The organism is Candidatus Hydrogenedentota bacterium, from assembly GCA_012730045.1.
Taxonomy (GTDB): domain Bacteria; phylum Hydrogenedentota; class Hydrogenedentia; order Hydrogenedentales; family CAITNO01; genus JAAYBR01.
The window spans coordinates 1-3,314 of sequence record JAAYBR010000122.1 but is presented as its reverse complement, the minus strand read 5'-3'; the positions used below and the strand labels follow the sequence as shown (position 1 = coordinate 3,314).

Annotated in this window: 1 protein-coding gene; it reads left to right on the top strand. The window is 68.0% G+C overall.

The annotated features are described in order from the left end of the window. Window positions 1-237: 237 nt before the first annotated feature. On the top strand, window positions 238-3,147 hold the full coding sequence (gene uvrA, locus GXY15_13540; protein NLV42230.1) for an excinuclease ABC subunit UvrA: 2,910 nt from the start codon (window positions 238-240) through the stop codon (window positions 3,145-3,147). The last annotated feature ends 167 nt before the right edge of the window (window positions 3,148-3,314 follow it).

Here is a 3,314-nt window from a genome sequence, read left to right as displayed (position 1 = left end):
CAACGGAAAGCCCCGGGAACGCGCCAGGATGGCGCGTCTACGTTTGGCCCCGAACCCCGGAGCGCGGGCCGGATCTTCTTTGTGGACAGGATGGACGTTATGGACAGAATGGACAAAAGGAAGGAAACTCGGGCATTTCTTGTTCCACAAACCATGAAATCCTTGCGGGGTTGCGGCGCGGGGGGGTATGATTTTTGCCTCCGCGCGGCTTTTCCCCGCGCTTGAAAGCAGGACCCCATGCCCCCGAAGAAATCACCGCCGCACGCCCATGACCGGATTGTCATCCGGGGCGCGCGGGAGCACAATCTGAAGAACTTGTCGCTGGAGCTGCCCCGCGACCGGCTGATCGTTGTGACGGGACTGAGCGGGTCGGGGAAGTCGAGCCTGGCGTTTGACACGCTGTATGCGGAGGGGCAGCGGCGCTTTGTGGAGAGCCTGTCGGCCTATGCGCGGCAGTTTCTGGCGCAGATGGACAAGCCGGATGTGGACAGCATCGAGGGGCTGAGTCCGGCGATCTCCATCGAGCAGAAGACGTCGCACCGGAACCCGCGCTCGACGGTGGGCACGGTGACGGAAATCTACGACTATCTGCGCCTGCTGTTTGCGCGGGTGGGTCGGCCGCACTGTCCGTCGTGCGGGAAGCCGGTGGCGTCGCAGACGCCGCAGAGCATTGTGGACGGCCTGCTGGCGCTGCCGGAGGGGAGCCGGCTCCAGGTGATGGCGCCGCTGGTGCGCCAGCGCAAGGGCACCTACCAGCGCACGATCGAGGACGTGAAGCGGCAGGGCTTCGTGCGGGTGCGGGTGGACGGCGCGTTCCACCATGTGGACGACGACATCCCCATGGAGCGCTACGTCAAGCATGACATTGACGTGGTGGTGGACCGGCTGGTGGTGAAGGAGGGGGTCCAGAAGCGGCTGACGGACTCGGTGGAGACCTGCCTGAAGCTGGGCAAGGGGCTGATCCGGGTGTGGATCGAGGAGACGGGCAGGCCGGCGCGGGAGCTGCTCCAGAGCGAGCACATGGCCTGCCTCGACTGCGGGGTCGTGCTGGAGGAGCTGGAGCCGCGCAGTTTTTCGTTCAACAACCCCCACGGCGCGTGCCCGAAATGCACGGGCCTGGGCTCGGTGCTGGAGATGGACCCGGACCTGGTGGTGCCGGACCCGTCGCTGTCCATCCATGACGGGGCGGTGCGGCCGTGGAGCATGCGGCGGGTGCTGGACGGCATGTACCGCAAGGCGCTGCTTTCGGTGTGCATGCACTACGGGCAGGACCCGTTCACCCCGTGGCGGCAGCTTCCGGAGTGGTTCCGCAAGATCGTGCTGCACGGGTCGGGCACGGACGACGTGGTGTTCTCCTACTCGAACGACCAGCGGACCTATGAGACGACGCGGCCCTTCGAGGGGGTCATCCCCAACCTGGAGCGGCGGCACCGCGAGACGGACTCGGCGGCGGCGCGGGAGATGATCGGCGAGTTCATGGGGTCGCGGGCCTGCCCCGAGTGCCGGGGCGCGCGGCTGCGGCCGGAGGCGCGCGCGGTGCGCGTGGCGGGGAAGACCATCCTGGACGTGACGGGCATGTCCGTGTCGGACAGTCTGGCCTTCTTCACGGGCATGAAACTCTCCAAGTCCGAGAGCATCATCGCGGCGCGGATCATCAAGGAGATCCGCGAGCGGCTGGGCTTCCTGAACAGCGTCGGGCTGAACTACCTGACGCTGGAGCGGCAGGCGGGCACGCTGTCCGGCGGCGAGTCGCAGCGCATCCGCCTGGCCACGCAGATCGGCTCCGGGCTGGTCGGCGTGCTGTACATCCTCGACGAGCCGAGCATCGGCCTGCACCAGCGGGACAACGCGCGGCTGCTGGCGACGCTGGAGCGCCTGCGCGACCTGGGGAACACGGTCATCGTCGTGGAGCACGACGAGGAGACCATCCGCGCGGCGGACTGGGTGGTGGACCTGGGCCCCGGCGCGGGGGTCCACGGCGGGGAGGTGGTGGCCGCGGGCACGCCGGAGGCGGTGATGAAGACGCCCTCCTCGCTGACCGGGCAGTTCCTCAGCGGCGCGCGGACCATTGCGGTGCCCGCGACCCGCCGTCCGGGCAACGGGAAGCGGGTGACCATCCGCGGGGCGCGCCACCACAACCTGAAGAACGTGACCGTGTCCATCCCGCTGGGCACCTTCACCTGCGTCACCGGCGTGTCCGGGTCGGGCAAGTCCAGCCTGATCAACGAGACGCTGTACCCCGCCGTGGCGCGCCGGCTCTACGACGCCTTCGACGGGAAGCCCGGCGCGCACGACCGGGTGGACGGGCTGGAGCACCTGGACAAGATCATAGACATAGACCAGTCGCCCATCGGGCGGACGCCGCGGTCGAACCCGGCCACCTACACGGGCCTCTTCGCGCCCCTGCGCGAGCTGTTCACCCGCACCCCCGAGGCGCGCGCGCGGGGCTACCAGCCCGGCCGCTTCAGCTTCAACGTGAAGGGCGGCCGCTGCGAGGAGTGCGAGGGCAACGGCCTGCTCACCATCGAGATGCACTTCCTGCCCGACGTCTATGTGCCCTGCGACACCTGCCACGGCGCGCGCTACAACCGCGACACCCTGGAGATCCGCTACAAGGGGAAGAACATCGCCGAGGTCCTCGACATGACGGTGGAGGAGGGCTGCGAGTTCTTCCGGAACATCCCCTCGCTCTCCGCCAAGCTGGAGACCCTGCGCGACGTGGGGCTCGACTACGTCCGCCTCGGCCAGGCCGCCACCACCCTCTCCGGCGGCGAGGCCCAGCGGGTCAAACTCGCCACGGAGCTCTCGCGCCGCCAGACCGGCCGCACGCTCTACATCCTCGACGAGCCCACCACGGGCCTCCACGCCGCCGATGTGGACAAGCTCCTCTCCGTCCTCCACCGGCTGGTGGACTACGGGAACTCCGTCGTCGTCATCGAGCACAACCTCGACGTCATCAAGACGGCGGACTGGATTCTGGACCTCGGCCCCGAGGGCGGCGACAAGGGCGGCGAAGTCCTCGCCGAGGGCACCCCGGAAGAGGTCGCCGACTGCCCCGGCTCCCACACCGGCGCGTATCTGAGGGACAAGCTGCCCGCGCCCGCAAAGAAGCCCGCAGCGCGCGGCCGAAAAGCGGGGAAGAAATAGGGAGGGAAGCCGCGGATGTTCCCCTGACCGCCGGATAAGAGGGTGTGAGAACCGAAGTCGAAGCGAGAACGAGGTTGCTTCAGTCGCTGCGCTCCTTCGCAATGACGCGCATTTCCACGGTCATTGCAATGACGCGCATTTCCACGGTCATTGCAATGACGCGCATT